This window comes from Neomegalonema sp. (assembly GCF_028688855.1).
In the GTDB taxonomy this organism is placed as follows: Bacteria; Pseudomonadota; Alphaproteobacteria; order Rhodobacterales; family Rhodobacteraceae; genus Neomegalonema.
The window spans coordinates 12,742-36,666 of sequence record NZ_JAQTXI010000031.1 but is presented as its reverse complement, the minus strand read 5'-3'; the positions used below and the strand labels follow the sequence as shown (position 1 = coordinate 36,666).

18 protein-coding genes and 3 pseudogenes are annotated in these 23,925 nt (G+C 61.7%); 9 read left to right on the top strand and 12 right to left on the bottom strand.

Going from position 1 to position 23,925, the window contains the following annotated elements; translation table 11 throughout:
* The first annotated feature begins 990 nt into the window (after positions 1 to 990).
* Genes PHN62_RS16405 through qatD form a run of 4 tightly spaced genes read left to right on the top strand, consistent with a single transcriptional unit; the run spans position 991 to position 5,588 of the window.
* Positions 991 to 2,766 carry a P-loop NTPase fold protein gene (locus tag PHN62_RS16405; RefSeq protein WP_300152431.1) on the top strand — a complete coding sequence of 592 codons (1,776 nt, stop codon included), beginning with the start codon at positions 991 to 993 and terminating at the stop codon, positions 2,764 to 2,766.
* Positions 2,767 to 2,810: 44 nt separating this feature from the next.
* Entirely contained in the window at positions 2,811 to 3,515 is a 705-nt protein-coding gene (locus PHN62_RS16400) for a hypothetical protein (RefSeq protein WP_300152430.1), read from the top strand.
* Position 3,516: 1 nt separating this feature from the next.
* Positions 3,517 to 4,836 (top strand): Qat anti-phage system QueC-like protein QatC, encoded by a 1,320-nt coding sequence (gene qatC, locus PHN62_RS16395; protein WP_300152429.1) that lies wholly within the window; start codon positions 3,517 to 3,519, stop codon positions 4,834 to 4,836.
* A complete protein-coding gene (gene qatD, locus PHN62_RS16390; protein ID WP_300152428.1) occupies positions 4,833 to 5,588 on the top strand; it encodes a Qat anti-phage system TatD family nuclease QatD in 756 nt (251 codons plus the stop codon). The genes qatC and qatD overlap by 4 nt, the downstream gene beginning before the upstream one ends.
* A 176-nt stretch (positions 5,589 to 5,764) precedes the next feature.
* Here the strand turns inward: qatD and PHN62_RS16385 are convergent.
* A pseudogene (locus PHN62_RS16385) lies at positions 5,765 to 6,097 on the bottom strand (transposase); the annotation flags it as partial.
* A gap of 263 nt (positions 6,098 to 6,360) precedes the next feature.
* On the opposite strand from PHN62_RS16385, the gene PHN62_RS16380 reads away from it, so the two are divergent.
* Genes PHN62_RS16380 through PHN62_RS16365 form a run of 4 tightly spaced genes read left to right on the top strand, consistent with a single transcriptional unit; the run spans position 6,361 to position 13,254 of the window.
* Positions 6,361 to 6,996 (top strand): DUF6088 family protein, encoded by a 636-nt coding sequence (locus PHN62_RS16380; RefSeq protein ID WP_300152427.1) that lies wholly within the window; start codon positions 6,361 to 6,363, stop codon positions 6,994 to 6,996.
* Positions 6,989 to 8,041 (top strand): nucleotidyl transferase AbiEii/AbiGii toxin family protein, encoded by a 1,053-nt coding sequence (locus tag PHN62_RS16375; protein WP_300152426.1) that lies wholly within the window; start codon positions 6,989 to 6,991, stop codon positions 8,039 to 8,041. Before PHN62_RS16380 ends, PHN62_RS16375 begins: the two co-directional genes overlap by 8 nt.
* Positions 8,042 to 8,087: 46 nt before the next feature.
* Positions 8,088 to 8,918 carry a restriction endonuclease gene (locus tag PHN62_RS16370; RefSeq protein WP_300152425.1) on the top strand — a complete coding sequence of 277 codons (831 nt, stop codon included), beginning with the start codon at positions 8,088 to 8,090 and terminating at the stop codon, positions 8,916 to 8,918.
* Between the two features lie 37 nt (positions 8,919 to 8,955).
* Positions 8,956 to 13,254 carry a hypothetical protein gene (locus tag PHN62_RS16365; protein WP_300152424.1) on the top strand — a complete coding sequence of 1,433 codons (4,299 nt, stop codon included), beginning with the start codon at positions 8,956 to 8,958 and terminating at the stop codon, positions 13,252 to 13,254.
* Positions 13,255 to 13,270: 16 nt separating this feature from the next.
* Here the strand turns inward: PHN62_RS16365 and PHN62_RS17475 are convergent, their stop codons facing one another.
* Both PHN62_RS17475 and PHN62_RS16360 read right to left on the bottom strand, forming a co-directional pair.
* Positions 13,271 to 13,552 (bottom strand): nucleotidyltransferase domain-containing protein, encoded by a 282-nt coding sequence (locus PHN62_RS17475; protein WP_367187047.1) that lies wholly within the window; start codon positions 13,550 to 13,552, stop codon positions 13,271 to 13,273.
* A gap of 265 nt (positions 13,553 to 13,817) precedes the next feature.
* Positions 13,818 to 14,984: pseudogene (locus PHN62_RS16360) on the bottom strand (IS3 family transposase); the annotation flags it as partial.
* Between the two features lie 323 nt (positions 14,985 to 15,307).
* On the opposite strand from PHN62_RS16360, the pseudogene PHN62_RS17470 reads away from it, so the two are divergent.
* Positions 15,308 to 15,451 (top strand): annotated as a pseudogene (locus PHN62_RS17470) (hypothetical protein); the annotation flags it as partial.
* 133 nt (positions 15,452 to 15,584) lie between these two features.
* On the opposite strand, the gene PHN62_RS16355 reads toward PHN62_RS17470, so the two are convergent.
* The 9 genes from PHN62_RS16355 to PHN62_RS16315 all read right to left on the bottom strand — a co-directional run bounded on the left by PHN62_RS16355 (position 15,585) and on the right by PHN62_RS16315 (position 23,922).
* On the bottom strand, positions 15,585 to 16,697 hold the full coding sequence (locus tag PHN62_RS16355) for a Fic family protein (RefSeq protein WP_300152423.1): 1,113 nt from the start codon (positions 16,695 to 16,697) through the stop codon (positions 15,585 to 15,587).
* Between the two features lie 419 nt (positions 16,698 to 17,116).
* Entirely contained in the window at positions 17,117 to 18,058 is a 942-nt protein-coding gene (locus PHN62_RS16350) for a trypsin-like serine protease (RefSeq protein ID WP_300152422.1), read from the bottom strand.
* Positions 18,055 to 18,645 (bottom strand): hypothetical protein, encoded by a 591-nt coding sequence (locus tag PHN62_RS16345; RefSeq protein WP_300152421.1) that lies wholly within the window; start codon positions 18,643 to 18,645, stop codon positions 18,055 to 18,057. The genes PHN62_RS16350 and PHN62_RS16345 overlap by 4 nt, the downstream gene beginning before the upstream one ends.
* Before the next feature lie 7 nt (positions 18,646 to 18,652).
* Entirely contained in the window at positions 18,653 to 19,321 is a 669-nt protein-coding gene (locus PHN62_RS16340) for a hypothetical protein (RefSeq protein WP_300152420.1), read from the bottom strand.
* Positions 19,240 to 20,970, bottom strand: coding sequence for a hypothetical protein (locus PHN62_RS16335; RefSeq protein ID WP_300152419.1), 1,731 nt, complete (start codon positions 20,968 to 20,970; stop codon positions 19,240 to 19,242). Before PHN62_RS16335 ends, PHN62_RS16340 begins: the two co-directional genes overlap by 82 nt.
* 18 nt (positions 20,971 to 20,988) lie before the next feature.
* Positions 20,989 to 21,426: a hypothetical protein gene (locus PHN62_RS16330; RefSeq protein ID WP_300152418.1), complete on the bottom strand. Its 438-nt coding sequence runs from the start codon at positions 21,424 to 21,426 to the stop codon at positions 20,989 to 20,991.
* A gap of 7 nt (positions 21,427 to 21,433) precedes the next feature.
* Complete coding sequence (locus PHN62_RS16325) at positions 21,434 to 22,459, bottom strand: phage tail protein (RefSeq protein ID WP_300152417.1); 1,026 nt, start codon at positions 22,457 to 22,459, stop codon at positions 21,434 to 21,436.
* Positions 22,452 to 23,561 carry a baseplate J/gp47 family protein gene (locus PHN62_RS16320; RefSeq protein WP_300152416.1) on the bottom strand — a complete coding sequence of 370 codons (1,110 nt, stop codon included), beginning with the start codon at positions 23,559 to 23,561 and terminating at the stop codon, positions 22,452 to 22,454. The genes PHN62_RS16325 and PHN62_RS16320 overlap by 8 nt, the downstream gene beginning before the upstream one ends.
* On the bottom strand, positions 23,554 to 23,922 hold the full coding sequence (locus PHN62_RS16315; RefSeq protein WP_300152415.1) for a GPW/gp25 family protein: 369 nt from the start codon (positions 23,920 to 23,922) through the stop codon (positions 23,554 to 23,556). The genes PHN62_RS16320 and PHN62_RS16315 overlap by 8 nt, the downstream gene beginning before the upstream one ends.
* Positions 23,923 to 23,925: the final 3 nt, after the last annotated feature.

Here is a 23,925-nt window from a genome sequence, read left to right as displayed (position 1 = left end):
ACGCTGATCCCATCAAGACGCCAACCCGCCAGACACCGACGCTCATCGGACGAAAGATAACAAAAGCTCGCCATCTCGAAGACCACGCCTCCTCTCCTGAAATTCAAGAGCCTTGAAGCGCAGAAAGGCGCCCGCCTTCAAGAGAGCGCCCTCTTTTGAGCCCGGTTATCCCTTGACTTTCAAAACCCAGTCATCCGCATTCTGCATTCTCGAGACAGGCGCAACAACTCTTGCAATGCGGGAGTTTATAAAAAATTCAACCAAATTAAATCGCCGCAGTTCAAAACCTTGAAGCAAAAACCACCCGTTGCACCAATGTGATCACACGCCGCCAGAGTGGTCACACGCCTACTCTAATGAGTCACAAAGGCCAAAGAGAAAGTAACCCAGTGGATTATGATCGCCGCCCACTACCCCCCGCTTCCCTTCGTCGGAAGCGGAGCACATGCACCCCCATTCCCGCCTTATTCGACTTCCTTAGCGAATTGTCTGGGCGGAGGCGGGCAGTCAAGGCTGGTGCAGCCACCGCGCAGCGGTTTGGCTTGGAGGGGGCGCGCCTGACTGATCTCTGGCACCTACCCTTTTCATAGATGTTTAATGATTTCAATAGGTTGCAGAGCGGCTTGCAGCCGACCCGTTTCTATTTTATTGCCAGCGTGTTTCAAACTTTGACGTTTTGTCGCAACCGCTTTTCGATCTCAATTCAGTCTTTGATTGTAAATAGGCGCATGCGTGATCACCCAAACCACCCGAACTCATAAGGCAACGTACCGGACCCAATCGATATCGCATCGAAGTAGATCCGCTTTTGTCGCTCGACACGCGGATCGGCGTGGCCCAAACGAGCGCCTCGTTCTAAGCGAAACTCGATTTTCTTGACGCGTGCAAAATATCTCGTGGATAATAGCACGTTGCGCTGGCGATATGGCCGATCTCCTTGATTATCAAATAATCAGATCCCAGACTTTTAATCTCAAGTACGGAGGAGTCATGTGGGCGGATAGTGAAAGCAAAATAGACTACCTGAACTATTCCGAAGTCTCAGAAATGATCTGTGATCTAATATCTGACGATTCCATGTTGCCGATTTCACTAGGAGTTTACGGAACTTGGGGTGTAGGAAAATCAAGTATTCTACATTTGATTGGCTCACAACTCGAATCCGAAGATAAAAACCTTATCGTATTTTTTGATGCCTGGCTTTATCAAGATTTCGAGGAAGCGAAATCTGCTCTGATGACGGTCATTGCCAAAGCTATCTACGAAGCTGCTCCGGATTCGTTGAAGGAAAAGGCAGCCGACTTTTACCGCCGCGTGAACAAGCTCAAGTTGTTTGGGGTGGCGGCCGACGTAGGCGCATTGCTCGCGGGCGCACCCACGCTTGGACTGTTCAGGAAGGCCGCAGGCTCTGCGCAGGAGATGTGGGAAGGAACCGCCGATGAGGACGATGTCACAGCAGTGAAGGATGCCGCTGCGGAAGCGGGGAAAAAGGCCTCTGGTCTTTTGAAACCCAAGGAGAAGCGTAACGCTCCGGAGGAGATCGTCGCATTTCGAAGAGAGTTTAGCGCACTGCTCGAAAAGCTCGAGCGGCGTCTCATAGTCTTCGTTGACAACTTGGATCGATGCCTTCCCCCGAATGCGATCGCGACACTCGAGGCAATGCGCCTCTTCCTGTTCATGCCGAACACAGCGTTCATCGTCGCCGCCGACGAGGACATGATTCGCCTGTCCGTCGAGAAGCATTTCAAGGACCCCGGCAGCCAGCACATCACCGATTACCTAGATAAGCTAATCCAGATACCGCTTCGTGTGCCAAAACTCGGCCTTCAAGAAGTCAGAGCGTATCTATTCATGCTGGCTGCCACGAAATCCGACGTCGCCGCTGATAAAATCGAGGCCTTGCGGACATATCTTATCGAGAAGCTACGGCACAGCTGGTCTGACGACCCTCCATTCGACGTAAACCAAGTGGCAATTCGCCTAGGCATCGCGATGGGTCACGAGCTTCGCGGCACGCTTGAAACCATGGATCGCCTAGCAGGACTGCTCACGCATTCGAAACAGGTGAACGGTAACCCACGCATCGTGAAACGATTGCTGAATGTCGTGCGGATGCGTGGCCTCGTCGCCCGCCGCCGCGGGATGGCGCTGGATGAATCCACCATCGCAAAGCTCGCCCTCTTCGAGCGATGCACCGACGAGGGTGCCATCCGGACACTGAACGCCTTGATCAGCGCTGCACCCGGTGGAAAAGCCTCGATCTTCGCAGAGCTTGAAGCACCCTATGATGTGGTGGCTCCGGACAAGCTTCCAAAGGAATGGCAAAAGTATCCGGACTTCGTTTCGGATTGGCTCAAGCTTCACCCTCCCCTCGGCGGCACAGACTTACGTCCTGCGGTTTACCTTTCCAAGGAAACCATGCCGGTCAAGATGTCTCCGCAACGCATCAGCATGAAGACTTCGAAGGCCATTGAAGTCATCCTGAAGACCGCGACCCTGAGTTCAGTTGCCTCCAAGAAGGCTATCAGGGAAATCGATGCAGCCGAAATCAGGGAGGCGATGGACGAGATCATCGCAACGATGAAACGAAATCCGGAGTGGTCGAAAGCGCGCGATGACTTTCGAGGGGCCTTTTTGCTCGCCAAGAGTAACGAGATTGCCCACGAAAAACTGGTCGGCTTCATCACGACTCTTCCGAGCCGTCCAAGGTGGATGAAGGCTCTGATGAGGGACGAGACCACCGGAACGCCAGGGAGTGGTGTCTAATGGGGACTTCAGCGTCATCGAGAGGTTCTGGGGCCAACCAGCCGATGGTTCCGCCATGGGCGGATGATCAGTCAGGCGCACCGATCCCTTCCGCACCACCGAAACGATTTCAGGCTTTCAGGACTTCGTTCGGGAAGTATCTCAAGGGTGGAGACGGGAGCGACCTGCGCAAATCGCTTGGCCATTACGCCCGGACTTCAACGGGTGGAAGCGGAGTCGGCCCCTGGCGCTTCGGTTCCGTTTATACGACCGGCGGCCAGCTCTACGACGTCCTGAATTCTCTCGGTAGCGACGGAGCCGCGGCCGCGGCACAAGGATTGTCGCAGGCGTCGCTCGCAGGCCAGCCTCTGGACGTCGTATGCCAACGCCTCGCCGAACAGCTTGCCCCCCAGAACGGCGACAGCGACCGGATTCGTGCGGCGATCGACGAGGCGATGCTGGAAGTTCTCGGCGAAGGTGACTTCGATCCCGGTCGGCTTGATGCCGAAACAATCAACCGGATTCTCGGCGAATACTTATCGCAGTCAATTTTTCAGGAAATCGTCGAAGAGGTCGGCGGGTCATGGGCCAACGCTCCCGACGAGCAGCGGACATCAGAAGCGGAGGCCGAGCTACTCGAAGTCATCCGTGTCGTCGTGGACAAGAACCTGAGTCCTCGGTTGGCCAATTCTGGAAACATGACGACAACAGACGTCCATCGCTTCATGCGCGAAGCGGTAGACGAAGTCTGGCGCGAATGGGAAAGTTAAGATGAATAGACTCGTTTTCTATGTTGACGAGGCAGAGATACCGCCGACAGACAGCGCAAACACCAAACATATCTTCCTGTATGGTCCGAAACCAGTCCGGCCGGGGACCGGTTCGGTCGGAGGGAGTCTTGAAGTCGCGGTGCGCAGGCTCGCAGTGGCCATCAATCCCAAGGCTCTCGACTTCCTGTCGATAGCGCTCGCTGTCATCGCCGCCGACACCTTCGTCAGTCGCAAACGGTTTTCGGCGAATGGATGGACAAGGGAGTTCAAGCTCGAAATCCCTCTAGCTCGTCCAAGAATATGGGATGAAGTCGCAGAGGACCTTGAAGACGCATTAAATTTTCTCAGCGGTGATCGTTGGACGTTGTCCTTCAGGGGCGGCGGGATGGGGCCGCCAGTCAGAACGGCGATTAAGAGGCTAAGGAAGCACATCGCGATCGGATCAGCGGATTGCACATGCCTGTTCTCCGGTGGCCTGGACAGCCTCATCGGAGCACGCCAGCTTGCAGATGAGGGGCGGACGCCTCTACTGGTGAGCCATTCCTACAGGGGCGACCAGAGCTATCAGGAATATCTGGCACCCCGACTCGGAAGAGAACTGCCGAGGTTCGCCGCGAATGCGAATCCCGTGTTCAAAGGTCCCAATGAAAACGACACGACGATGCGGACACGAAGTCTCGGCTTCCTCGCCTACGGCGTCGTGTCGGCGAACGCCGTCCTCGCAAAGCAACCGTCGGTCGGCGTCATCGATCTGTTCGTACCCGAGAACGGTTTCATCGCTCTGAACGCACCCCTTACGCGACGTCGTGTTGGCTCCCATAGCACACGAACCACGCACCCGAGTTTCCTATCCCAAATCCAGACCATTTTCGACAAGGTCGGCCTAGGCGTCAGGGTGCAGAACCGATATCGGCACATGACCAAGGGCGAGATGCTCTGCGAGATGTTGCCGAACGAAATGGTGGTCCAGGCCGCTGTCAACACGGTTTCCTGCGGGAAGTGGAAGCGGAAGAGCAAGCAGTGCGGTCACTGCGTCCCTTGCCTCATCAGGCGGGCGGCTTTCGCCAAAGCTGAGGTCGTCGATACAACCACGTATCAATTTCCGGACCTGCAGAAGCTGTGGGATCGACCTGATATCCGAGACGATGTGATGGCCATGTTGGTCGCGACAGGTCGTGACGACCGAGGTCTCAAGCAGCGGGCAATTGCGAGTGGACCCTTGCCGCTCGATCCGGTAGAACGCGATAACTGGTTCGGCGTCCACAAACGAGGTCTTGAGGAGGTAGCGGCCTACCTGAAGACCCAAGGGTTCGCGACTTGATTGACTTCCATTGCCACGTAGACTTATTCCCCTCCCCAGAGCTCACCGCCGACGAGATTGATCTTGCGGGGACCTACGTGCTTTCGGTCACGAACACGCCCAAGGCGTTCCCAAAGACAGCCCAGATCGCGAAAGGGCGCAAGCGGATCAGGACGGCGCTCGGTCTGCACCCGCAACTCGTCGCTGAGCGTCATGGCGAGGTCAGTCTTTTCCGTCGGCTGCTCGGCGAAACCCGTTACGTCGGAGAGGTAGGAATAGATGGCGGCGACGAGAATGCTAAGCACCTCGACCTACAGAGGGAAGTATTCAATGACATCCTCGATGCGTGCGCAAAAATCGGTGGGCGTGTACTCTCGATCCACAGCAGGCATGCCAGCGGGGAGGTGATCGAAGCGCTGGATCGACACCGCGACGCAGGAGTAGCCATCTTACATTGGTTTACGGGATCGCTAACGCATGCGGACAAAGCTGTTGGTATGGGAGCGTGGTTCTCGGTTGGCTTGCCGATGCTGAAGAGCAAACGAGGCAAATCCTTGATAAAAAGAGTTCCACGGGACAGAATATTGACTGAAACCGATGCGCCCTTCGCTTCAAATTCGGGGGATCACTATCCCGCGGCGGCGGTGGCCGACACCCTGACGGCGTTGTCACGACTATGGGATTGCGACGAAATTGAGACACGAAGACAACTTCAGGGCAACCTCAGAGCATTGGGCAGCAGAGCAGAGGCCTTTAAGGTGAGGCTAACTTAAACTGAGGCTGGCTGCGTGCCTCTTTGCCAATCGTTACTGCGCCGATGGTTGATCAGGTTTATGCTTGAGCATTCGGGTATTGAGCTACTCCCCGATCTTTGGACAGATTTCTGGCTGATTTAAGCTACTGCCTTCGTCTGCTGATCAATTTCGATACTGTTGAAGTAGACCCCGGCGGGCGGCTGCCCGCCATGGGCGGTGTGGGGCCGTCGGTGATTGTAGAAGGTCATCCATCGACCGATGGCAGACTTTGCCTAGGATCCTGTGTCCCAAGCGTGCAGGTAGACGCATTCATACTTCAGGGATCGCCAGAGGCGCTCGATGAAGACGTTGTCGATGCAGCGTCCTTTGCCGTCCATGGAGATCCGGGCGCCAACGCGCTTCAGCCGATCGGTCCAGGCGAAGGACGTGAACTGTGAACCCTAGTCCGTATTCATGATCCCCGGCGCGCCGAAGCGGTGGATGGCCTCATTCAACGCCTCGACGCAGAAGTCGGCCTCCAGCGTGGACCCTGCCCAACTGGCTACTCAAGGCCCATCGCGGACCTTGGCGCTGCCCCAAGACCATCGAATACGCCCCCCATTGGTTCAACAACCGCCGCCTCTTCAAACCGATCGGGAACATCCTGCGACCTCTACCGAGGCCAACTTCTATGCAGTTCTGGAAACTGAGCCAATGGCCGTCCAAGGAACGAAATCAGCCTCCGGCAAACTCAGAGCGCATCAAGAAGCCTTCATTGATTGTCAGAAAACTCTATGATATTTTCTGATCAATGAAATCCAAGATCCACCCTCCCCCCGTTCAGGACCGGATCCTGAAACGTGTCCGCGCACAAGGACGCGGCGGCGTCTTCACGCCCCGGGATTTTCTTGATCTGGCCGGGCGCGCCGCCATCGATCAAGCGCTTTCGCGCCTCGCCAAAGGTGGAGATCTCCGTCGTCTGGCGCGCGGCCTCTATGATTTCCCCAAGATCCACGCCAAGCTGGGTGCTCTCTCCCCTCAGCCGGACGATGTGGCGAAAGCTTTGGCCCGGGAGACTGGATCCAACCTGCAGATCGATGGAGCCCGAGCGGCCAATGCGCTCGGCCTCGTCACTCAGGTGCCGGCGCAGAACCTCTACCTGACAGACGGCCCTCCGCGCCGCGTCCTGCTCGGTCGCCGCGTGATCGATCTGCGCAGAGCTTCGCCCAAACATCTGATCGCTCCCGGAAGTCCAGCCGGATCCGTCGTTCAGGCGCTTCGCCATCTTGGCCCTTCACGTGCGCCCGACGTCGTCCGGACGGCGAGCCGCAACCTCTCCGATCAAGACAAGCGGACCCTCGCCGTTCATCTTCTGCAAGCGCCGGCCTGGATGCGGCCGAGCCTCAGCGCCATAGCCCGGATCAACCCGGAGGCGCCGCATGGATAAGGTCGCGCTCCTGCCCGCTGAAGAACGAGCGGCGCTTTTCGGCGAAACAGCCGCCGCCAGAGGCGTCGCCGACGCCATCGTCGAAAAGGATTTCTGGGTCTGCTGGACTTTGAAGCGTCTCTTTCACCTGCCCCGGACGGACGCCCCCGCTCTCGTGTTCAAGGGAGGAACCTCTCTGTCCAAGGCCTTCAACGTCATCCGCCGCTTCTCGGAAGACATTGACATCTCTCTCGACCGCGCCGAGCTGGGCTATAGAGGCGAGCGAGACCCTGATCAGGAGGGGATCAGCCGTAAAAGGTCCGCGCAGCTGATCGGAGACCTCATGGGAGACGTCGAGCGTCATATAGCCGAGAAACTGCTTCCGGCCCTGCACGCGGCCATCACCGAACAGCTTGGTTCGCCAACTGACAGCGCCTGGTCTCTGGAAATCGATCCGGACGACGCCCAGACAGTGAATTTCTTCTACCCGCCGACTCTGGATCCGCCCGCCTCTGCGAACATGAGCTACATCACCCCACGCGTGAAACTTGAACTCGGCGCGCGCGGCGATCCATGGCCGACCGAGGAAAGAGTCATCCGCCCCTATGCGGCGGAGGAATATCCGGACTTCTTCGAAGACCCGGATTGCGTCGTGACCGTCTTGTCGGCGCGGCGCACGTTCTGGGAGAAGGCCACCGCGCTCCATGCGGAGGCCCACCGCCCAGCAGAGTCTCCGACGCCCCAATATTTCTCCCGCCATTACTACGACCTCGCCATGCTGTTCGCATCAGAGGAGGGCAAGGCCGCGGCCGCCGACCTTGAGCTTCTGGCGCAGGTGGCGAAGCATAAGGGGGTCTTTTTTCGCTCAGGATGGGCCAGCTACGAAACCGCCCGCCCCGGATCCCTGCGCCTCACGCCCAGCGAGGCGCGGATCAGAGATCTCCGCGCCGACTATAAGGCGATGGCGGCGATGATCTTCGACGCGAAGCCTCCGTCTTTCGACCGCATCCTCGCGGATCTCAGCGCCCTTCAGGACTTGATCAACGCCTCAGGCGAGAACAGCTGACAGGAGAGCGGCCATCAGCTCCATCCGATCTCTTGATCTGCGACTTGTGGACGAACTCGTCGAATTCATCCGAGGCCCCGGCTTCGTGCTGGACTTCTCTGACAAGAGCTTCGCGGAATTCTTCGCTTCCGAGGCAGGCGTCGACATCGACGATCCCCGCTACGCCCGGTATGGCGGCTCGAAAGGCAAGCGCTTGCGCGCCTTCCTGCAAGAGAGAGATGATAGTGAGGCCGTCCAAATCCTGAGGGCGCTCTGGGATCATCGCTCCGAATATCTCGCCCGTCAGGCCCTGTCCGATCCTTCAGTGAACGCTGAGGCGCGGTTTCGAGCGCTGGTTCGCAGATTATCCGGAGAGGCGGCGCCTCAGGCGGCGGCTGGGATCCCGCAGCCGCCAAACTTCTCCGTAATCAAAACCGACCTCCTCCAGATCTCGTCGCTGCCTCCGCAGGCGCGCGGCTACGCTTTCGAAGGATTTCTCAAACGCCTCTTCGATGCTTTCGGCCTGAAGCCGCGCGATCCCTTCCGCCTCCACGGCGAACAGATCGACGGCGGATTTCAACTGGGAAGCGACGTCTATCTTCTTGAGGCGAAATGGCATGGAAGCCCGACGGGCGCAGCCGACCTCCATGTCTTCCATGGCAAGCTCGAACAAAAGGCGGTCTGGGCGCGGGGGCTTTTCGTCAGCAGCAGCGGCTTCAGCGAAGAGGGACTCGTGGCCTTCGGGCGCGGCAAGCGCATCATCTGTATGGACGGCCGCGATCTTGATGAAATGCTGGAGCGCGAGCTTCCCCTCCCGCAAGTGCTGGAAGGCAAGGTTCGCCGCGCCGCCGAGACCGGCTCGCCCTTCGCCCGCATCCGTGACCTCTTCCCGCGCTGACCGACGCCAAGGGGGCCGATCTGTTCGGAGACATAGTTTGACACAGCATGAGCATATCCCGCTTGCGCGCAGATTTTCGCTCCTTCCACGAACGAAACAAGACGCTGAGAGCTATGAATTCATAAGTCGCGCCCAGAAACAGGCGGCGATCGGATGGGAAGCGTTTGAACAGAGTCCTCTCTGTGTGATTCTGGCCGGCGCAGGCGTCGGGAAGACGCATGAGATGCGGACGCGCGCCAAACATCTTCGGGGCGGCGGTTGCATCTCCTTTTTCATCCGGATCGAAGACATTGACCAGGATTTCGCCTCCGCCTTCGAGATCGGCGACGAGACCGATTTTCAAAACTGGCTTTCCTCAAGCGAGGAAGCCTGGTTCTTTCTGGATTCCGTCGATGAAGCGAGATTGAGCGCGCCTCGCGCCTTTGAGCAGGCCATCCGCCGCTTCGCCGCCCGTATCCGAGACGCTCGCCCCCGCGCGCATGTCGTCGTCTCCAGCCGCCCCTACGCCTGGCGCAGCCATTCCGACGCCGCGATGTTGGCGGAGCATCTGCCCTTCGTCAGACCTCGGGATCGGCGAGCGGAGGGCGATTCTTTCGACGGCGGCGCCATGTTCCAGAATGGGGGCGGAGAAACAGAAAGCGCTCTGGACGTCTATATGCTCGAGGCGTTCACCGAAGAGAACATCCGAACCTTCGCAGAGAAGCGCGGAGCGGAGCGCGTCGAAGATCTCGTCGACGAGATCCGCCGCAAGAATCTGCTCTCGGTCGCCAGCCGCCCCTTCGACCTTGATGAGATCCTCCGCAAATGGCGAGATCATGGAAAGCTGGGCGACCGTTTGGAGGTCCTGCAGTATGGGATCGAGGCGCGGCTTGCGGAGCATAATCCTCAGCGGCGTCAGGAATCCTTGAGCAAGGAGCAAGCACGCAAGGGCGCAAGACTTCTGGCGGCGGCTGTCGTCTTCACCGGCGCCGCGGGCCTGCGCATCCCGGATGGAGGCGCGGCTCAGGAGGGGATCGACGCGGAGACGGTCCTCGCGGATTGGGATCCCCTCCAGATCAGAATTCTGCTCGAACGCAGCGTCTTCGACGACGCCATCTACGGGATGGTTCGCTTTCGTCATCGCGAAGTCCGCGAATTGCTCGCGGCGGAATGGCTCCAGGAACATCTGAGCAAGGGCAACGCCCGCCACGCCGTCGAAGCGCTTCTCTTCCGGGAGACCTACGGTCAATTCATCATCCCACCGCGCCTTCGCCCGGTTCTCTCCTGGCTGATCCTGTGGGATGACGACATCCGCAGGAAAGCGGTCGAGATCAGCCCCGAGATCGCCATCGAAGGCGGCGACGTCGCTCGGCTCCCTGTCGGGGAGCGGCGTGAGCTTCTGCGGAAGATCGCGCGGCGCATCTCCGAAGAGCAGGATGTCAGATCCGCCTATGATTATGAAGCCGTCTCCCGGATCGCCTTGCCCGATCTGGAGGATGAGGCGCTGCGCCTGATCGAAGCGCATCGCAACGATGATCGCGCTCTGGTTTTCTTTGGGCGGCTCGTCTGGCAGGGAAAATTGACCGCATGTCTGACTGCTATGGCCAGCGTTGCGATGGATCCGAAGCGCGGCCTCTCCGCCCGCATCTTCGCCTTGCAGGCCGTCTTATCCATCGGCGCGCGCCGACAGGCCGAAGAGCTTTGGGACCATCTCTTGAACGCGGAGGAGATGATCGATCGTCAGTTGCTGGCTGTGATCGTTCAGGAGGCTCCTCCAGATATGGAGACCGTCGCAAGGCTTGTGGGGTCCTTCGCGAAACTGCATCCGGACGAACGATTTTACATCAGCGGCCTGACGGAGGATCTGCGCCAGTTCATCGAGCGGTTTGATCTCGCCACCTCCTCCGGTGAGGCGGCTCTCACAAGTTTCCTGCAGGGGCTGAATGAGCATCTGGGTCGCGCTCCACATCTGGAAGGGGGGCGGACGCCGCTGTCTCAGGAGTTCATCTGGCTTCTGGGCGCGGCGGCCTGCGCGGCTGAGCGGCTGATCGTTGCGCGCAGCGCCAGCGCCTTCGATATCGAGACCATGGAGGCTCTTCAGAAGATCTCGGCCGCCCGCTTCTGGAGTCAGGATATCGGCCTTGAAGATCAAGCGCAGAGTCTCGGCGCGCGCATTCGGGAGTGGACTGAATTTCACGACGCCCTCTTCTGGACCTGCGTCGGGGCGGAAAGAACGCATCGTCTGGTCACCACCGAGAAAGCTCTTACCGACGATTGGCCCGTTATAGCCTTTGAATCGCATTGCTTTTTCGACGGGGATGACTTCAACCGCGTTCTGGGCTTCATTGATGAACGCCCTCTGGAGGACGACAAGCTGGTGGCGATTTCGCTGGCCTGCCGACTGATCCGGAGTTTCGATCTGCCGCCTGCGGCGATGACGGCCTTAAAGGCGAAGCTGAAAGGTCGAAAGGCGTTGGAGCAGAAGCTCCAAACTCTCACAGCAAAGAAAAAACTCTCCAAAGCAGAAATCGCCCAAAACGCGCATTACGCCAAAAGCAAACTTGAGCGAGATAGGAAAAAACGAATTGTTGATGAGAATCGGCAAGGCTGGATCTCAGCCCTGAAAGCAGATCCTGATCTTGTGAATCGTCCGCCTTCCTGCGACGCATGGCGTTTTTGGCTGATGCGTCAAATCCCGGGAGGCAGCTACACCCGATGGGCGAATGGGAACTGGCGCGGCTTGATCGAAGTTTTTGGAGAGAGCGTCGCGGAAGCCTATCGGGACGCCGCAATGGCGCATTGGCGGGATTTCACCCCGCCCCTAGTCTCGGAAGGCCATGAGAAGGACGGCGTGCCTGAAGTGCTGATTTTCGGGCTGTCAGGGCTGGAGATGGAAGCCGCTGAGATTGAAGGATTTCCAGCACATCTGAGCGATGAGGAGCTCAGGCTCGCCCTGCGCTATGCGATCTGGGAGCTCAACGGCTTTCCGATCTGGTGCGAAACGGCTTATCGAGACCGACCGGAGATCGTCGCCGAGGCGTTTCTTACCGAATTGCATTGGGATCTGCGTCAGGACAAGGTCGAGCCCCGGATCTTGCATGATCTCGTCTATTACGCCCCATGGCTGCATGAGCGCATCGCGGAAGAGATTCTCGGCTGGCTGGAGACGAATGAAGCTCGCGACGTCGAAACTTTGCGATATCTTCTCTCCATCGCCAGCCGACATCCAGACGAGACACGGCTCACCGCCCTCGCGAAAAACAAGGTCGCGACGTCGGCTACTCTTGCTGAGCAGGCGCAATGGTTCGCGCTCTGGGTCGATCGGGATGCGCAAAGCAGCATTCCTGAGCTTGAGAACTGGCTGGAGGCGCCGCCGCCGGAGGATGCGTCTCTCGCCGCTCAGCATTTCATCACAAGCCTCCTCGGATCCCGACGAGGCGCTGGTTTCGCCCGCGTCAGGAGCTATCGGACGGCTGAGAAGCTCAAGCGCCTCTATCTCTTGATGCATCAGCATATTCGCGCGGAGGAGGACATTGATCGATTAGGAAAAGGTGTTTATACGCCTGAGTTGAGGGATGGTGCTCAAGATGGACGAAACGCCCTCTTCAACCTCATGACGGAACTCTCTGGCAAAGCGACTTGGGTCGCCTTGCGCGAACTCGCCGAGACGCACCCCATCCCGGATTTACGCTCATGGATGGCGTTGCAGGCCTTTCGCCGCGCAGAGAAAGACGGCGATCTCGACCTCTGGTCCGCACAACAGGTGCGGGAGTTCGAGACGAGTCAGACGCTGACGCCTGTCACGCACAGACAGCTCTTCGAACTGACGGTCGATCGCCTCCTCGATATGAAGGCCTGGCTTGAAGACGGCGACGACAGCCCTTACCGGACCTGGGCGCGCCCTGAGGACGAAACCGAAATGAGGAACCTCGTCGCAGGCCGACTGAAGGACAAGGCGATGGGGCGCTATGTCTGCGCGCAAGAGAATGAATTGCCGAACGGTCAGAGACCTGACATCTGGATGCAAAGCCCTCAAGCCTCGGCGCCGGTTCCGATCGAACTCAAGCTTCTGGATCAGAGGTGGTCGGGACCGAGCCTCTGCGAGCGCCTGAGAAACCAGCTCGCCGGCGATTACCTGCGCGACAAGGGAACGCGCTCCGGCGTGATGCTGCTCGTCTGGCAGGGACGTGGAGAACAGGGGCGTTGGACCATAGACGGTTGCAGGGAGTCGGTTGAAACTTTGGAGAGCGCCCTCCAGAATTACTGGCGCTCCATCTCCCGCCAATCGCCGGAAATCGACGACACCAGAGTCATCCTGATCGACCTCGAAAAACGCGCCCGAAAGGCGCGGACGTGATGCGGAGGGGGCATCCTCAGGCTTCGGAGCGTCCGAGGACCAGACGCCGGAAAAGAGCCGTCGCCTCCTCCCGATGATCCGGGCCCTCAGGCCCTGGAGGCGTCTGACGCGCGGCCTCGAATTCGGCGCGCATCAGCGCGTCGATCTCAGGAGGACGGCGGATCCGGGCGCCCTCCCCGCCCTGAGATTTGATCTCGATCAACTCGGCGATCCGGCCGACCGCGTCGGGCGGCAGATCCAGCCCGGCGACAAGCTCCTGCAGGTTTCTTCTTGGGCTGTTTCGCGCACCACGGATCATTTTGCAGAGCGATTGGGTCACCTTGCAATCTCAAGCGTCAGCAAATCTGTCTGTCTATGTGAATTCCTCTCAGCCTATGGCCCTGACGACTGAGGAGTTGAAGGCTCTGGCGGACGGGGTTTTGCAAGCTCTTTCGTTAACTTTAATTCTCTCAGAGAGAGGGAGGCGCCGCACGATCTCCATCGTGGACGATGGAGATATTTTTCGGTTGAGGCGAACAACTCGAAATGGCCTGACCCCATGAGGTGGTCCGGTTTCAGTCTTAATGCATGATGGGTTTTTGGGCCATCGCCTGGGCAGATGATGGCGCTGACCGCGCGTGACGGCGCGGGCCAGATAATGGCCTCCGGTGCTGGCGGCCTGTAGCCGAGTGATGAGTGCGGCCGTTCGATGTTATAGCAGCGCCGCCATGCCTCGATGATGACCTTGGCCTCTGCGAGGCTGTAGAAGATCTCGCCGTTGAGCAGTTCGTCGCGAAGCTTCGAGTTGAAGCTCTCGCAAGAGCCGTTCTCCCATGGGCTGCCCGGCTCGATGAAGGCGGCCTTTGCGCCAACGACCACGATCCATTCCCGCACGACCTTGGCGATGAACTCCGGACCGTTATCGGAACGAACATGGCCCGGCGCACCGCGTAGGATGACTAGGTCCGACAGAGCGTCGATGACGTCGGTCGAGTTGAGCTTGCGACCGATCCGGATCGCCAAGCGCTCCCGAGTGAACTCGTGGATGATGTTGAGCATGCGGAACTTTCCGCCATCGAGGGTCCGGCCCTCGACGAAGTCGTAGGACCAGACATGGTTGGGATGCTCCGGCCGAAGCCGGATGCACGATCCCTCATTCAGCCAGAGCCGGCCTTTCTTCGGTTGCTTCTGGGGAACCTTCAGCCCCTCCCGCCGCCAGATGCGCTCGACGCGTTTGGCGTTGACCGTCCATCCCTCCGACCGCAGCATCGCCGTGATTCGGCGATAGCCATAGCGGCCATGCCGGGAAGCGAGCCGGATGATGTCGGCGGTCAACGCCTCTTCATCTGCACGGCCGCAAGGCTTCTTGCGCTGGGTCGAGCGATGCTGGCCAAGAACCTTGCAGGCAAGCCGCTCTGAGATGGAGAATTTCGCCACGACATGGTCGACGCAGCGACGACGACGGGCGGGGCTCAATAGTTTCCCGAGGCAGCCTCTTTCAGGATCAGCTTCTCGAGCGTCAGCTCCGACACAGCCTTGCGCAGCCGGTCGTTCTCTTTCTCGAGCTCCTTCAGCCGCTTCATCTGGTCACCCTTCAGGCCGCCGAACTCCTTGCGCCAGCGGTAATACGTGAACTGCGTCACGCCGATCGTGCGAACCGCATCGCTAACCGATTTTCCTTGCGACAGCAGAACATCGACATGGCGCAGCTTCGCGACGATCTCTTCGGGCTTATGCTTCTTCTGGGGCATTCCAACGTCCTCTCCAACGGCTCAATAACCGACTTCACGGAGGACCACTTTTCAGGGGGCAGACCAGAAACTGAAGGGCGCCGTAGTCGATTACCTGATGAATGGGTGATTCCACGCCAAGGCCTGACGCACCGATCTCCGCGCTGGCGCAAAAAGAGATCAGCCCTGATTGCCAACAGCGCCGCAAAGCCCTCCTTTTGAAGCAGATGGAGAGGCGTGCAAGCCTCCTCCCCGAGCATGTGGTCAACCGGAGCTGAAGCTATGAACCTCCCTTCCCCCGTCCGGATCGCTCGCCCGAGGCTGTCGCCAAGCGGCAGGATGCAGCCGATCAGGCCCGCGCGCTGAATAGCCATGCGGGCTATGACTCTGATCCGATTCTCGAGGAGGCCAAGGCGAGGTGGGTCGCGGGCGACATCACGTCTGAAGAATATATCGAAGAAATGCGGGCTTCGGCCGGCAAGTCTTGACCCGCCCATCATCGACCCGTCGACGCAAATGCGTTAGGTTCAATAAACGCTTCCGGCTGAAAAACGGGGCGCCCAGTTCATGGCGAAGGGCATCGTCTTGATGTCCGAAGAGGAAAGATCGACCCGGCTGCGATCAGGATATTCCGTTCGCGCTGGGCAGGATCAGTTCATAACTCGCGGATCGTCCCCCGTCGGCCGATTTCTGAAGCACGCCTTTCTCGACAAGATCGAAAATATCCCGCGTCGCCGTGTCTTGTGAAGTTTTGGCGATCTTGGCCCATTTCTGGCTGGTCATTTTCCCTTGAAACCCATCGAGAAGGCGGTCGACCACATACTGCTGGCGAGCGGAAAGGCCCTTGGCCCTGTTGCGCTCCCAAAACCTCGCCTTGGCGAGGCTCCGGTCAAGGACGGTTTGCGCCAGGCCGATCGAATGGGCCAAGCGATCAAGGAAGAAGCTTTGCCACGTCGTGACGTCGAGCGTTCCGTTCGAGGTCGCCTCAAGGGTCAGATAATAGTCCTTCGCTGCGGATCTGATGGAGGCGGACAGAGTATAACACCGCGTGTCGGCGGGATGCGAGCGCGCCAGAGCCATGTCTGCGATCGCGCGGCCTATGCGGCCGTTGCCGTCGCCGAAGGGGTGGATGGCGACGAACCAATAATGCGCCAAACCGGCCTTGAGAAAGGGATCCTCCTCCGTCTTGGCGTTGAACCAGTCGAGGAGCCGCCTCATCTCCTGCGGAACGCGCTCAGGGGGCGGCGCGGTGTAGAAAACCCTCTCACGCGTCGGATCAAGGGCGCCGTCCGTGATGCGCACCGGATTGCTGCGCCATTGAGCGACGTCGATCTTGTGGAAGCCGCTGCGGCCGGTCGGGAACAGCGCGCCGTGCCAGCCGAACAGCCTCTCTTCTGTCAGAGGCTCCTGCGCATGTTCCGCAGCGTCCATGACGACTTGAACGATCCCCTCGACAGAACGGTCTTCATGGCCCGCCCCTCCAAGACCGAGCTTCCGAGCGATGGAGCCGCGCACCGCCTGCGGATTCAGAAACTCGCCCTCGATCGCGCTGCTCTGCATGACGTCGTCGATCAAAATCTCCAGCAAGACTTCCCGAGAAAAATCGGCGCCGAGGACGCTCATCTGTCCAAGGAGAAGGCCCTGTTTGTAACGCAGATCCGCCAAGGGCCGCAAAAGCCTTGCGTCGTCCCATCGGAAGTTCGGCCAGTCCGCCTCGGCCCAGATATGCCGCACTTGACCAATCTCCGCATGAGTTGCGGAGATTAGGGGTGTTTTTCTCCGCAAAATCAAGCGGGGCGCTTGGCTTTCATCACAAAAAGGCTCGCCGCTCAGGAGAGCGGTTTCCGCCCGTCAGATTTGGCCGTCAGAACCCTCACCCAGAGGCGCGTCAACCTCCGCGCCCTCCTTCCAAAGCCGCAAGTTCCTGTCGAAGGTCGTTGATGCGATCCTGAAACTATAGCGGGACACAAGGTTTGAGAAATCGGGACACAAGGTTTGAGAAATCCATTTTCTCCGGGCTGTCGCCGGAATTCCCTGACGCTGTGGTCCGTCGCGCAACCCGAGGCAGGGCTTCGACCTGCGCTGGACGCCCCCTATGGGCGCGCGGTCGTTTCTGTTGACTCCTCCTTAAATCCTCATTGAACCGCTCTTGATCACCTTCCCATGATCCTCATGGCGTCACGGATCTTGTCAGGCCGCAAAGGCGCATAGAAGTTGCGCGTTTCGTCGCCGGGGTCATAGCTGGAGACGATCAGCAGGGGCACGATCTCCCCGGAAGGCAACTCTCTTCCCGCCAGGCTGCCGCTACCGGCGCGGCGGATGCGACAAGCTCCAGCGCGGGTCTCGACAATGGTCCGGCGGACATCCACGACCTGTTGCGAGCACCGGCTCACCCGTTCCGACAATTCGCCTGCGCCGTTCAGGCCCATGGCGAAGATATGGACATGCTCTCCAGGCTCGATCTCGGCGCGCGGCGTCTGAGGCAGACCGAGGCCGTTCCCCGGATCATCCGGCAGCCTCAGGACGGCCCGGTCCTCACGAAATCCAGCCGCTCCATCTGGTTCATAGCCCAGATCGACAGCAGCCCGATGAATCACGTAAGCCGCACGACATGTCGAGCGCCCCTGCGGCTGGACGCAGATCTCGACCTGGAGCGGGGCGGAGCCGTCGCGATCCACGACGCAATGTGCGGCGGTGACCACCCAGCCGCCTTCGTAGAGCGCGCCGCCGCATTCGCCTCGCGACTGAGAGGCCCCTGGGAACCGAACGCGAATCTCCGGACTTGTCGGATAGATGGGGCGCACGAGCGCGAACCATTGCGGGGCGTCGATTTCCGATCCCCCCAGCAGCCCGACGGACGTCGCACCGGCCTCCAGCCGATGATCCGCTTCGCGCCGCCCCATGTCGACCAGTCGCCAGTCGGCGTCCGCCAGGCTCGCCCGGAGGGTGAGAGGAGGCGCTTGCTCGACGCCACCAGCCGCAGCGGCTGGTCCAGCCGGTTCGCCTTCCAGCGGAGCGCGCCAGCTCCCCCAGAGAAGGCCGATGATACAGAGGAAGATTGCAGGGAGCAGCAGAGCAGCGATCTTGGACTTCATTGGAGCGCCTCACATGCGTTCTGGACTTCTTCAATGGTCTGGGCCGCGGCGATGGCGGCGCCGACGGTCAGGCGCAGCGCCTCCAGCTGCGCGGCCGCCGCGCGCCAGAGCGCGCCCATGTTCATCCAGAGCTGCGCGAGCTGGTCGGCCGTCTCCGCCGTCACGCCGACCTCCGCCGAGAGCAGCGGATGATCCGCCAGATCCGGCGACGGAGCCGAGACCCAGTCCAGAGCCTCCGCTTCCTTGGCCAGATAGATCATCTCCTGACCGGGCAGGATGGTGATCAGACTGGCCCGCGCCGCTGCGACATGCTCGGCCAGAGCCGCCCGCGCCGCCGCCTTGGCCTGCTCCAGCCGCACCGCTGAGATGGCCGTCTCGGGCACGCCCGCCGCGAGCAGCCGAGCAGCCGTCATGGCGGCGTAGGTCACGCCCTCATGCGTGAGCGTCAGACGCTCGCCGAGGTCCAGCCCCGGCGGCTCCGGCTCCGGCTCCGCCTCCGGCGCCAGAGGGGCCAGGAGCGCAGGTGCCTCGCGCTGGAGAGGGTCGGGATAGGCTTCGATCAGATCCTCAAGGGGAATTCCCGTCATCTCGACCTCACAGGGTGGGCAGGTTGGATTCGACCATGTTGCCGTCTGGCGCAGCTCCGGCCGAGACGCACATGATCCATTTCCCCGCGCAGGCCGCCGCGTCATAGGTCATGGCGTCCAGCGTCAGAGCCCGCTTGCGGTAGACGGAGGCGATGACGCGCCCCGTCGACCCGGCCTCGCGGATCAGAGCGCCATGCGAGAGGGAGACGCTCAGCAGGGGCGGCCCCAGCGTGGAGGCCGTCCGTGTGACCAGACCATCCTGATATTCGCGGTTCGAGCGGCCTGCCGGGGCGGACGGAAAGACGAACTCCAGGTTCTGGAACCCGACATGGATCGGCCCGGCCGTGGGAGGGACCGCCAGAAGCCCCGCCCCATAGGTCGTCGTGTCGGGGGGCGTCCAGTTCGTCAGGGTCAGCCTGCGCCTGTAGAGCGCGCCGGAGCCGGAGGAGCCGAAGAGGCGCACATGGGAGAGGAAGCCGGGCAGACTGGCTTCCAGCTCGTTCGCCCCCCGGACGTAATCCGTCATCAACCCGATGTGCAGCACCGGCCCGCGCGCCGCCCGGAAGGCCTGCCGGATGCTCCGGAAGGGGCGGGTCAGGGTGCCTGCGCCGGTCGTGTCGTCGCCCGAGGTCTGATGCACGTAGACGAGCGTCTCGGCTCCTTCCGCGTCGGGCATGTCGCGGATGGTCTGATGTAGCCGCCCCACTTCGTGACGACGCCGGGCGTGACGCCGGTGAATTCGGCCTCGTTGTCGCCCAGCACCAGCCCGCCGCCCTCGACCGAGATGTCCGGGCGCTCGGCGATGAACTTCGTCAGGGCGTCGATCTTGACCAGGCTGGAGCCTGTCGCGCCCATGCCGAGGATGCGCGCCGAATAGCCGCCAGGCGCGGGGCGGATGTAGCTGCGCCCCGCCTGCGCCAGCCCCTCGGCGTCGATGCGGCCCTGCTCCTGCGCGAAGAGCGGGTGGCGGGCTCCGTGAGCGCGCGCGCCGGGGATCCAGACATAGGCGGTGTCGGCGAAGACCGCCGCGCCGGTCCCGCCGTGATACTGCGACTGGCTGGCGACGATGGAGCCGCCCGCAGACCCCACCAGCGCATATTCATGGGCGTGCGTCAGGGTGGCGCGATAGGTGTTGCTGACGAATCCCTGCTGGTTCTGGAGACAGACGCGGGCGTGGGAGACGCACAGACCGAAGCCATGGACGACGCCTGCGACGTTCCAGATTCCGCTGCGGACGCCGCCGGAGATGTTCAAGGCGTAGGGCGCCCAGGTGAGCGCGCCGCCGTAGAAGACCAGCACCGCGACGGAGGTGGCCGCCGCGGTCGTCAGGTCGAGCGCGACATTGAGCTCCATGCGCTGCGGAGGTCCGACGGTCACGTCCGAGCCGATCACGAAGGCGCCGCCCCTCCAGTCGGGCGGAGCTTCGAGCATGCTGTGGAAGACGCGGCACTCTCCGGAGACGGAGAAGGCGGGGAAATCGGTGCGTCCATAGGTGCGGCCATGGACGGTGATCGTCTTTGCGGCCGCGTTCACGGACTGGATCCGGAAGACGCCCGCGAGATTGTCGGCGGTTTCGCGCTGGTCAAGCGTCTCGCCTTCGGCGCTGGTCGGTACGAGCCGGACGAGCCAGCCCGGCGCAAGGCCGGAGACGTCGTCAAGGGAGACCGTCATGACCAGGTTCTGCAAGGCGGCGGGCAGGGCCGGGTTGACCGGCCCGGAGGCGCCGATGGAGCCGCCGGTGATCTGGAGGGTGCGCCAGAGCTTGCCATCCGCCCCGCGTGCGCCGTCGATGCGGGTCAGGGAACTCTGTGCGCAGCGGATCCCCTGCGTGAGGATGTGCCGTCCAGGGGTCAGGCGGATGACGACGGCGGGGGCTCCGCCCCACGCCGCCTGAAACGCCACGGCGTCCTGCAGGCGGGCGAAGGAGAGATGCCCGCCGGGCCCGACGTCGATATAGGCGACCTGGCCGGGGCGCAGGAGCAGTGGGGCTCCGCCCGTCACGGCGGCCGAGACGAGGGCCTGGATCGCTGGATCCTCGGGCGGCGCATGGATCGTCGGCGCCGGGATCAGCCCGCTCCAGTCCGCAGGGCCCGACACCTGCGCCGCCCCCCCTTCCGCCGCCGTTTGCAGCGCAGCAAGTCTCGCCGCGAGGTCTGGAAAGGCGCCTTTCGCCGTGTCCGCCTGCGCCTTCAGCCAGGCGGTGCGGTCGGCCAGCTGGCGCGCGGCGATGTTCGAAATCCCGTCAGGGCCTCCGATCACCGGATCGGTCACTTCGATCTGATAGATTCCCGGCCGCCAGGCGGCCTCCTCCGGCAGATTGGCCATATGTCGTCATCCCTGTCGTCAGAAAATGATGGTCCAGGATCCGTCGAGACTGATGTCGTCCGTCTTCTCGATCGGAGCGCGGGTCTTGCGGGCGAAGAGCGAACCGTCGGAGGCGATCAGGCCGAATTCGCGGATGATCTTGCCGTTGGCTTCCTCCTCCTCCAGCCTCCAGTCGAACCGGACACGGCCGGCGGCCGGATAATCATGGCCTGCGATGGCCTTGATGTAAGGCTCCGTCAGGGCGAGGTCCGACGGAGCCGGTCCCTCACCGCTCACGCCCAGACCGATCCGGGCGATCGTCTTGCCTGCGCCTTCTCCGGCGAGGAGGCGCGCCATGGCGTCGCGGGCTCCAGACATGATCATGTTGTCGTCACGCAAACTCCCGATCAGGACGCCGCTCCGGCGGACATCGATCAGGAGAGAGCCGCGCAGGGCGAGCGTTTCGGTGGCGCGCATGGCCCCCTCAAATGACGGTTGAAATTTCGGAGAGCGGGCCGGAATGGCGCAGACCCGTGAAGTGCCCCCGCATCCCGTCATGACGGAGCGCGCCGTCATGCAGATCTCCGGCGTGACGATGGCGACCGTCGTGACGGAAATGGCGCGTCGCCCGGATCTGCATGGCCGGATCGGTCGCCCAAGGCCGCTCCGCGCCATGGGAAATCCCTGAATGGGCGTGACGCCCATCATGAAGCGGCGTGATTTCGATGCGATCCCGATCTTGAAGACCCATCGACAGGGTCAGGTCGATCTGGCCCCCGTCATGGCGGACGCCGATCTCCTTCCACCCCGCATGGTCGCTTGCCGCGTCATGGGCCATGGCGGCGTCGTAGAGACGTCGAAGGGCGTGATCATGCCGCAAGGAGCCGTCGTGACGGCGCCCCCAGGGAAAGACGTCCTCATGAGCGAAGCCGGCCGTCATGGCGGCCTGATCGCGCATGTCCAGATCATCCTCGACGCGGGCGCGGAAACCCAGGCTGACCAGATGCGATCGGGCGTTCTTCCAGGTTTCGATCAAGGCGATCATCTGACGGATCCGCGCGGTCGAAAGTCCTTTGGTCTCGCCCAGCTCGACGAGAACGCTGAACGTCGCCCAGCGGAACCCGCCGCCATGATCGCCGGAGGCGTCATGAGCCTGCCCGCCGTCATGGAGGACGCCGGGCGGCCCTTCGAGAATGTCAGCACCGGCGTAGCCGACGGCCTTGATCGCTTCGCGGATCGCCCAGGGCGTTCCGCGCCGCCGATGCAGATCCAGACTCCGGCGAATGAAGGCGCGCCGCTCCTCAGGCGTCGCCGCGAGATCCCAGCCTGCGCTCCCCAGGAGGTCGAATTGCCAGGCGAGCAGAGGAAGAGCCTCTTCGGGAAGATCGTCCAGGCGATAGATCAGCAGGGTGGCGAGGTCGAGATCGTCGAGACGACCGATCAGCCGCAGCAGCGCGCGGCTGCGCTCATCGTCGATCCCGGCCGGAAGCAGGCGCAGATCCTCACCCATCGGCCGCCCCCGCCAGCAGAAGCCCGATCTCCGTGCAATCGGCCCACTCCTCTGGCCCCAGTTCGCGCCAGAGCGGCTCTTCCAGCTGGACGCGGTAGACGCCGGAGACGGAGAGGGCCGCGACGAGCTGGCTCTCCACGAGATCACGCCCCAGAGCCGCCCGCTTCGCCGCCGCCCAGACCTCGGCGGCGCGGCTGACGGCGGCCATCGCGGCGAGGGCGTCCACATCCCTGTAGAACGTGACGGATCCTCGGATCCGATAAGGCGCGCGGATCGGCGGGACCACTTCGACCCTGTCCGTCAGAGGACGAATCTTGTCGTTGGAAAGGCGGGCCTGAACGAGATCCAGCAGCTCCTGGCCTGGCGCGCCGACGTCGGTCAGCACATGGATGCGCACCAGACCGGGGCGCGGGCTGGTCACCGCCACATCCGTGATGGATTGATGCGCGCTCATCGCATGCCAGCGATAGGCGCCGACCGGACCGGCGACGGAGAAGCTGCGGGGCGCCTCTCGGATGCGCGTCCGCAGGCGGTCGTCGTCCTCGTGCGCACGGCCGCCATGAGAGGTCGAGACGTTGACGGCCGAGATTCCCGGCAAGGGATCGAGAAGCGCGGCGATCTGACCTTCCACATAGCCGTTGCCGGTTTCGCCAGCCTCTTCGGCGGCAGCGGCGATCTCGGCGGAGGTCGCGTCTGCGGGGATCTCCAGAGGCGCCGTCGCGGCGAAGACCGCGCGTCCGTCGCCTGTGCGCACCCGCGCCCCTTTCGGGATGATCGTCGCCCCGGCGCGCGGAGCCTCCAGAGAGAAACGCAAGGTCGTGACGGCGGGGGCCGCGTCAAGCCGCCGGACGCCCCAGAGATCCCCCAGATGATCGAGCATCGGAAAGGCGGCGTAGGCCAGCAGGTTCTGCTTGGCCGCCTCCTGAATGGCGATGCGGACCAGACTCTCCCGATAGGCGATGACATCGATCAGCAGCCGCTCGACCTGCGCCGGCTGAAGCTTGCGCCCGGTCATGGCCTCATAATTGGCGACCATCTGCGCGGTCAGGCCGCGCGGGTCGCGCTCGACGAAGCTGGGCTCGGGCAGCATCGGATCAGCCATCCCGCAGCTCCGTGACCATCATCTCGCCGCGCCCCTTCAGACGCCATTCGACGTCAAGGCGCAGATGCGTCGAGGTCAGCGCCTGCGGCGACACGCGCATCACTTCGATCCGAGGCTCCCAGAGCCGCAAGGCGTCTACGCTTTCGCGCACCGCCCGCGGAACGGCCTCGCGCATCGGAAGATCGAGGACACGCCAGAGGTCGGAACCGAACTCGGGCCGGTGCGGGACGGAGCCTTTCGGGGTCAGAAGGATGATCCGGACGCATTGATGGATGTCGTCGATCCCGGACGCGATCTCGCCATGCGCCCCGAGACGGGGCTGCCAATCGGCGGCGGCGATCTGTCGAACATCCTGAACCATGGG

Bases quoted from the DNA above. Each gene is read 5' to 3' on its own strand.
- PHN62_RS16405 (WP_300152431.1), top strand. From the start codon at position 991: ATGTGGGCGGATAGTGAAAGCAAAATAGACTACCTGAACTATTCCGAA.
- PHN62_RS16400 (WP_300152430.1), top strand. From the start codon at position 2,811: ATGGTTCCGCCATGGGCGGATGATCAGTCAGGCGCACCGATCCCTTCC.
- qatC (WP_300152429.1), top strand. From the start codon at position 3,517: ATGAATAGACTCGTTTTCTATGTTGACGAGGCAGAGATACCGCCGACA.
- PHN62_RS16380 (WP_300152427.1), top strand. From the start codon at position 6,361: ATGAAATCCAAGATCCACCCTCCCCCCGTTCAGGACCGGATCCTGAAA.
- PHN62_RS16375 (WP_300152426.1), top strand. From the start codon at position 6,989: ATGGATAAGGTCGCGCTCCTGCCCGCTGAAGAACGAGCGGCGCTTTTC.
- PHN62_RS17475 (WP_367187047.1), bottom strand. From the start codon at position 13,552: ATGATCCGTGGTGCGCGAAACAGCCCAAGAAGAAACCTGCAGGAGCTT.
- PHN62_RS16350 (WP_300152422.1), bottom strand. From the start codon at position 18,058: ATGAAGTCCAAGATCGCTGCTCTGCTGCTCCCTGCAATCTTCCTCTGT.
- PHN62_RS16345 (WP_300152421.1), bottom strand. From the start codon at position 18,645: ATGACGGGAATTCCCCTTGAGGATCTGATCGAAGCCTATCCCGACCCT.
- PHN62_RS16340 (WP_300152420.1), bottom strand. From the start codon at position 19,321: ATGCCCGACGCGGAAGGAGCCGAGACGCTCGTCTACGTGCATCAGACC.
- PHN62_RS16335 (WP_300152419.1), bottom strand. From the start codon at position 20,970: ATGGCCAATCTGCCGGAGGAGGCCGCCTGGCGGCCGGGAATCTATCAG.
- PHN62_RS16330 (WP_300152418.1), bottom strand. From the start codon at position 21,426: ATGCGCGCCACCGAAACGCTCGCCCTGCGCGGCTCTCTCCTGATCGAT.
- PHN62_RS16325 (WP_300152417.1), bottom strand. From the start codon at position 22,459: ATGGGTGAGGATCTGCGCCTGCTTCCGGCCGGGATCGACGATGAGCGC.
- PHN62_RS16320 (WP_300152416.1), bottom strand. From the start codon at position 23,561: ATGGCTGATCCGATGCTGCCCGAGCCCAGCTTCGTCGAGCGCGACCCG.
- PHN62_RS16315 (WP_300152415.1), bottom strand. From the start codon at position 23,922: ATGGTTCAGGATGTTCGACAGATCGCCGCCGCCGATTGGCAGCCCCGT.